This is a genomic window from Pseudidiomarina mangrovi (assembly GCF_003999375.1).
GTDB classification, from domain to species: Bacteria; Pseudomonadota; Gammaproteobacteria; order Enterobacterales; family Alteromonadaceae; genus Pseudidiomarina; species Pseudidiomarina mangrovi.
The window spans coordinates 45,210-51,330 of the sequence record NZ_RJLC01000001.1 but is presented as its reverse complement, the minus strand read 5'-3'; the positions used below and the strand labels follow the sequence as shown (position 1 = coordinate 51,330).

General features: G+C 47.1%; 9 protein-coding genes. 1 reads left to right on the top strand and 8 read right to left on the bottom strand.

The genetic code is table 11. The features are described 5' to 3' along the window. Window positions 1-350 precede the first annotated feature (350 nt). A complete protein-coding gene (locus EFO84_RS00325; protein ID WP_127346084.1) occupies window positions 351-1,145 on the top strand; it encodes a hypothetical protein in 795 nt (264 codons plus the stop codon). A gap of 71 nt (window positions 1,146-1,216) precedes the next feature. Here EFO84_RS00325 and rplQ read toward each other — a convergent pair whose 3' ends face one another. From rplQ to rplO, 8 genes are all read right to left on the bottom strand, one after another. Then, a complete protein-coding gene (gene rplQ / locus EFO84_RS00320) occupies window positions 1,217-1,618 on the bottom strand; it encodes a 50S ribosomal protein L17 (RefSeq protein ID WP_127346083.1) in 402 nt (133 codons plus the stop codon). 39 nt (window positions 1,619-1,657) lie between these two features. Further along, on the bottom strand, window positions 1,658-2,647 hold the full coding sequence (locus EFO84_RS00315) for a DNA-directed RNA polymerase subunit alpha (protein WP_127346082.1): 990 nt from the start codon (window positions 2,645-2,647) through the stop codon (window positions 1,658-1,660). Window positions 2,648-2,672: 25 nt separating this feature from the next. Further along, the gene (gene rpsD, locus EFO84_RS00310; protein WP_127346081.1) at window positions 2,673-3,293 is read right to left on the bottom strand and encodes a 30S ribosomal protein S4; all 621 of its coding nucleotides are present in this window, start codon (window positions 3,291-3,293) and stop codon (window positions 2,673-2,675) included. 30 nt (window positions 3,294-3,323) lie between these two features. Then, the gene (gene rpsK / locus EFO84_RS00305) at window positions 3,324-3,713 is read right to left on the bottom strand and encodes a 30S ribosomal protein S11 (RefSeq protein WP_127346080.1); all 390 of its coding nucleotides are present in this window, start codon (window positions 3,711-3,713) and stop codon (window positions 3,324-3,326) included. Between the two features lie 11 nt (window positions 3,714-3,724). Further along, window positions 3,725-4,081: a 30S ribosomal protein S13 gene (gene rpsM / locus EFO84_RS00300; RefSeq protein WP_127346079.1), complete on the bottom strand. Its 357-nt coding sequence runs from the start codon at window positions 4,079-4,081 to the stop codon at window positions 3,725-3,727. 131 nt (window positions 4,082-4,212) lie between these two features. Next, window positions 4,213-4,326 carry a 50S ribosomal protein L36 gene (gene rpmJ, locus EFO84_RS00295; RefSeq protein ID WP_127346078.1) on the bottom strand — a complete coding sequence of 38 codons (114 nt, stop codon included), beginning with the start codon at window positions 4,324-4,326 and terminating at the stop codon, window positions 4,213-4,215. 22 nt (window positions 4,327-4,348) lie between these two features. Next, window positions 4,349-5,677 (bottom strand): preprotein translocase subunit SecY, encoded by a 1,329-nt coding sequence (secY, locus tag EFO84_RS00290; RefSeq protein ID WP_127346076.1) that lies wholly within the window; start codon window positions 5,675-5,677, stop codon window positions 4,349-4,351. Window positions 5,678-5,682: 5 nt separating this feature from the next. After that, complete coding sequence (gene rplO / locus EFO84_RS00285) at window positions 5,683-6,117, bottom strand: 50S ribosomal protein L15 (protein ID WP_127346074.1); 435 nt, start codon at window positions 6,115-6,117, stop codon at window positions 5,683-5,685. Window positions 6,118-6,121 lie beyond the last annotated feature (4 nt).

The window sequence follows — 6,121 nt, the reverse complement described above, 5'->3', positions numbered from 1 at the left end:
GCCTGAATCCGGTAAGTGCCCACACAGTTTGCTTGGCTTGGTATATTGTTAAAGAGCGTTGCTTCTTATCCGAAGCGGGATGCGTATTTTACGTCATCCTTGGCTTAGGTCAAGATCCTTTTGGATCTTTTTTACTGCCTGAGCAGTCCCTAAATTGCCGCCGTCAGTGACTGACAACGGCCGCGAATTATAACCATCGCTTTGCCGCCTGCAAGATCTTTTTTAGATTTGCCGATCGTTTGATTATTTTTCAATCAAATTGAACGTTTTATAACTGTTCTAGGTCTATAAACCCTGATAAGGTCTTTACATAAAACTTATAACGATAACAACAGAACAGCGGAAATCCCATGAAACTAGCAACGACCATTAGCTTGGCCGCCTTGATATTTGTGTTTTCTCACGCAGCCTATGCAGATGACCAAATTGTCAAACCGATATCACCAGAGCTCTATCAGCTCGATGAAGAGAATCAACGTTTAGTCGCCACCTATAAAAGAATGTTCCGTTACTACTCTCGCAGAAGCTTCTCTACCACTCGAACAGTACGTGTTTTACTCAGTAATTACCCACAACACGTTGAAGCAATCATGTACACCGCCTTCGAGCGTAATCCAGAGATCTATCATCACCTCATTAAAGCTGCTATCGATGCAGAGCCAGCATTTACTCGTGACATCATTACCATCGCTCTAAATATGGGGGTTGGTGAGCCAAGTGAAATTGTTAAATTCGCAGTCGAAGCTGAACCAAGCTATGCCGACGATATCGTTGGCACCGTCAGTAGCCGTGACGATACCAGTTTGTCGGAGCTGATAAGAGTTGCAGTAAAGGTTGAGCCACAAATGGCATCGAGCATTATGCAGACAGCCAGCCAACAGCAGCCGGGTCAAATTGATGTAATCGTGCAAACCATATTAGAAAGCGTGCCGGCAATGGGTAACTATTTGGTCAGTATCTTTACTGACTTAATCGGTAAATCTAGCCCTGATATCAGTGCAGACGAACGTGCCCTGCAACGTGAACGTGCGACACAAGTAATTTTAGGGGCGCATCGCGCCGGTATCGACGTTAATCAATTGCGTTTGACAGCTGCCGAATATGGCATCAGTGATAGCGAACTAGAGGCTATTATTAAACAATAAGCTTTCGTCAAGATACAAAAAAGCCGGCTAACAGCCGGCTTTTTTATTTCGCTCGCACTAAGGCGAACTACTTATTCCTCTACGGCTACTTCTTCAGCAGCAACAGCGGTAGTTTCTGGACGGTCAACTAATTCAACGTAAGCCATTGGCGCGTTGTCACCAGCACGGAAACCACACTTCATGATACGAGTGTAGCCACCTGGACGCTGAGCGTAACGTGGACCAATTTCACTGAACAATTTACCAACCACTTCTTGGTCACGTGTACGAGCAAAGGCCAAACGGCGGTTTGCTACGCTATCTTGCTTAGCTAAAGTGATTAGCGGCTCGATAACACGACGCAGTTCTTTCGCTTTAGGCAGGGTGGTTTTGATCACTTCGTGACGAACCAATGAACTTGCCATATTGCTGAACATCGCTTTACGATGACTGCTGTTGCGGTTGAGTTGACGACCACTCTTACGATGGCGCATGTCTATACCCTTCTCAGTAATTCTCGGTAAAAGATGACCTTAGTCGCGATCAACCAAACTTGCTGGCGGCCAGTTTTCTAGGCGCATGCCTAAAGACAAACCACGTGATGCAAGTACGTCTTTGATCTCGGTTAGCGATTTTTTACCTAAGTTAGGAGTCTTCAACAACTCAACCTCGGTACGCTGCACTAAGTCACCAATGTACTGAATAGCTTCTGCTTTCAAACAGTTCGCAGAACGCACAGTTAATTCCAAATCGTCTACCGGACGAAGAAGGATCGGATCGAACTCCGGCTTCTCTTCTTTCGCTTCTGGCTCGCTCATATCGCGCAGTTCAACGAAGGCTTCTAGCTGTTCAGCTAAAATTGTTGCAGCGCGACGGATCGCTTCTTCAGGATCCAAGGTGCCATTAGTTTCCATGTCGATAACTAATTTGTCTAAGTCAGTGCGTTGCTCAACACGCGCAGAATCTACGCTGTAAGCGATACGCTCAACTGGACTAAATGATGCATCAACAAGTAAACGACCGATTGGACGCTCTTCATCGTCAGCAGACTGACGTGCCCCAGCTGGAACATAACCACGACCACGCTCAACCTTGATCGTCATTTCGATCTCGGTGTCACCTGTTAAAGTACAGATGAGGTGTTCAGGGTTGACGATCTCGACATCACCATCATGGGTGATGTCACCAGCCGTGACAGGGCCTGCTCCGGATTTTTTCAAGGTCAGTTTAGCTTCATCTTTGCTTTCCATGCGAATTGCTAAACCTTTAAGGTTCAGCAAAATCTCGATGATATCTTCCTGAACGCCCTCTTTACTACTGTACTCGTGCTGTACGCCAGTAATCTCAACTTCAGTCACTGCACAACCTGGCATTGACGAAAGTAAGATGCGACGCAAAGCATTGCCCAGCGTGTGGCCGAAGCCACGCTCAAGAGGCTCCAACGTCACCTTCGCGTGAGTCGGGCTGATTTGCTCAATATCGACTAGCCTTGGCTTAAGGAATTCGGTAACAGAACCCTGCATTGTGTCCTCTCTATATGCTTAAGCTTTACTTAGAGTAAAGCTCTACGATCAACTGTTCGTTAATTTCAGCAGACAAATCGCTACGCTCTGGAAGACGTTTGAACTGACCTTCCAATTTGCTGTTGTCTACTTCCAACCACACTGGCTTTTCGCGTTGGTCTGCGAGTTCCAATGCAGCAGCGATGCGCGCCTGCTTTTTCGCTTTTTCGCGAACGGACACAACATCTTCCGGACGAACTTTGAACGACGGAATGTTGACTACTTGGCCATTCACTACCACAGCTTTGTGGCTGACCAACTGACGAGCCTCGGCACGAGTAGACGCGAATCCCATACGGTAAACGACGTTGTCTAAGCGTGACTCAAGCAATTGCAGTAAGTTCTCACCAGTGTTGCCCTTAAGACGGGCAGCTTCTTTGTAATAGTTACGGAATTGACGCTCAAGGATGCCGTAGATACGACGAACTTTTTGCTTTTCACGTAACTGTAAACCGTAATCAGACAGGCGACCACGACGTGCGCCGTGTTGACCTGGTGCGCTCTCGAGTTTACATTTAGTATCGATCGCGCGGACGCCGCTTTTCAGGAACAAATCTGTTCCTTCGCGACGACTTAGTTTGAGTTTTGGACCCAAATATCTAGCCATGTTCTTTCTCCAACTATCGTATGGCGCCTATTAAACGCGACGTTTCTTAGGCGGACGACAACCGTTGTGAGGAATTGGTGTCACATCAGTAATGTTTGTGATGCGATAACCTACCGCGTTCAGAGCACGAATCGATGACTCGCGACCTGGGCCTGGGCCCTTAACGAACACTTCAAGGTTTTTCAAACCATATTCCTTTGCCATTTCACCTGCGCGTTCAGCTGCAACCTGAGCTGCGAACGGGGTTGATTTACGTGAACCACGGAAACCAGAGCCACCAGCTGTCGCCCATGACAAGGCGTTGCCTTGACGATCGGTGATAGTCACAATGGTGTTATTGAAAGACGCATGGATGTGGGCCATGCCATCAGCAACTTGTTTTTTAACGCGTTTGCGAGCGCGAGTTGGTTGTTTAGCCATTGCTCAGCTCCCTATTTCTTAATCGGTTTACGCGGACCTTTACGAGTACGCGCATTAGTTTTAGTGCGTTGTCCACGTAATGGTAAGCTGCGACGATGACGAAGACCACGGTAACATCCGAGATCCATCAAGCGTTTGATATTCATAGAAACTTCACGACGTAAGTCACCTTCAACGGTGAACTTAGCGACTGCTTCACGCAGAATATCGAGTTTATCTTCTGACAAAGAGCCGATCTTTGTGTCTTCGGCGATGTCGATCGAGGCCAAAATGGCTTTCGAGCGAGTACGGCCGATACCGTAGATCGCAGTCAAGGCAATGACTGCATGCTTATTATCAGGAACGTTAATGCCAGCGATACGGGCCACTAACACGTCTCCTATTGGTTAAAGGGCACCAGGTTGAAAAGCCCGTTAGGATACTCAACCGGAATCCAGATTGCAAACATATCAAAGCCGCAGCCGGAAATATATTTCAAGCTGCGGACTTTATCTTCGAATTAACCTTGCCGCTGTTTATGCTTTGGGTCACTACAAATTACACGCACAACACGGTTGCGCTTGATAACTTTGCAGTTACGGCAGATTTTCTTCACGGACGCACGAACTTTCATTGCTACACTCCGTAATCAAATCTTAACGGCCGAAGCCTTTAAGATTAGCTTTTTTCAGGACCGAATCATACTGATGTGATTGCAGATGATTTTGGACCTGAGCCATAAAGTCCATAATAACTACTACGATAATCAATAGAGATGTGCCGCCAAAATAGAACTGCACATTCCAAGCAATCATCATGAACTCAGGAATTAAACAGACAAAGGTAATGTATAACGCGCCTGCAAGAGTCAAACGGGTCATTACTTTATCAATGTATCGCGACGTTTGCTCACCCGGGCGGATACCTGGAATGAACGCATTTGACTTCTTCAGGTTGTCTGCTGTCTCGCGTGGGTTAAATACCAACGCGGTGTAGAAGAAACAGAAGAAGATAATCGCCGCTGCATAAAGCATTACATACAAAGGCTGGCCTGGCGCAAGCGTCAAAGCTAACTCTTGTAAGAAGTTCGCAACCATACCTTCACCTGAACCAAACCAAGTGGCGATAGAGCTTGGGAACAAAATAATGCTCGAAGCAAAAATCGGTGGAATTACGCCGGCCATATTAACTTTCAATGGCAGGTGAGTACTTTGTGCGGCAAATACCTTACGACCTTGCTGACGCTTGGCGTAGTTTACCACGATGCGGCGCTGTCCGCGTTCGACGAAAACTACAAAGTAAGTCACTGCTACAACAATAACACCGATTAACAATAACAATAATAAATGTAAATCACCCTGACGAGCTTGCTCTGCAGTCGAACCAATGGCCGACGGCAAACCCGCTACAATACCGGTGAAAATAAGGATTGAGATACCGTTTCCAATCCCACGCTCGGTAATTTGCTCACCTAACCACATTAAGAACATGGTACCGGTAACCAAGCTTACGCTGGCCGTGAAATAGAAGCCGAAGCTTGGTTCAATCACCAAGCCAGGCATCAAATTTGGTAACGCCGTAGAGATACCAATTGATTGGAAAGTTGCGAGTACTAGTGTACCCCAACGCGTGTACTGGCTGATCTTACGCCGTCCAGCCTCGCCTTCTTTTTTCAACTCAGCTAACCGCGGATGTGCTACGGCGGCAAGCTGCATGATAATTGAGGCGGTGATATACGGCATAATACCAAGCGCAAAAATTGAAGCACGCTCAAGAGCACCACCACTAAACATGTTAAACATGGAAACGATGGTGTCTTTTTGCTGTTCAAACAATTGTGCCAATACAGCGGCATCAATACCAGGAATCGGCACAAAGGAGCCCGCACGGAACACGATCAACGCGCCGAGAACAAACAGCAGTCGACGTTTGAGTTCCGACGTGCCACCTTGAGCTCTGTTAGATTCCAATCCTGGTTTAGCCATTTGCTCTATCCTTCGACTTTGCCGCCAGCAGCTTCAATAGCTTCGCGGGCGCCTTTGGTGACCTTGATACCTTGAACGGTAACTGCACGATTGATGCTGCCTGACTTGATGACTTTGATCGCCAACATGTCGTTACGCACCACACCGGCTTCTTTCAAAGAAGCAAGCGTTACCAGTTCACCAGCAACTTTTGCAATCTCAGCAAGGTTTACTTCACCAGTCGTTAACGACTTACGTGAGGTGAAACCGAACTTCGGCAAACGGCGCTGGATTGGCATTTGTCCGCCTTCAAAACCAGGCTTAACGGTACCGCCAGAACGTGAAGTCTGACCTTTGTGACCGCGACCACCAGTTTTACCTAGACCTGAACCAATACCACGTCCAAGACGCTTCTTGCTGGTTTTAGCACCAGGTGCAGGGGAGATAGTGTTTAATAACATCGTA

Bases quoted from the DNA above. Each gene is read 5' to 3' on its own strand.
- rpsK (WP_127346080.1), bottom strand. From the start codon at position 3,713: ATGGCTAAACAACCAACTCGCGCTCGCAAACGCGTTAAAAAACAAGTT.
- secY (WP_127346076.1), bottom strand. From the start codon at position 5,677: ATGGCTAAACCAGGATTGGAATCTAACAGAGCTCAAGGTGGCACGTCG.
- rpmJ (WP_127346078.1), bottom strand. From the start codon at position 4,326: ATGAAAGTTCGTGCGTCCGTGAAGAAAATCTGCCGTAACTGCAAAGTT.
- rpsD (WP_127346081.1), bottom strand. From the start codon at position 3,293: ATGGCTAGATATTTGGGTCCAAAACTCAAACTAAGTCGTCGCGAAGGA.
- EFO84_RS00315 (WP_127346082.1), bottom strand. From the start codon at position 2,647: ATGCAGGGTTCTGTTACCGAATTCCTTAAGCCAAGGCTAGTCGATATT.
- EFO84_RS00325 (WP_127346084.1), top strand. From the start codon at position 351: ATGAAACTAGCAACGACCATTAGCTTGGCCGCCTTGATATTTGTGTTT.
- rplO (WP_127346074.1), bottom strand. From the start codon at position 6,117: ATGTTATTAAACACTATCTCCCCTGCACCTGGTGCTAAAACCAGCAAG.
- rplQ (WP_127346083.1), bottom strand. From the start codon at position 1,618: ATGCGCCATCGTAAGAGTGGTCGTCAACTCAACCGCAACAGCAGTCAT.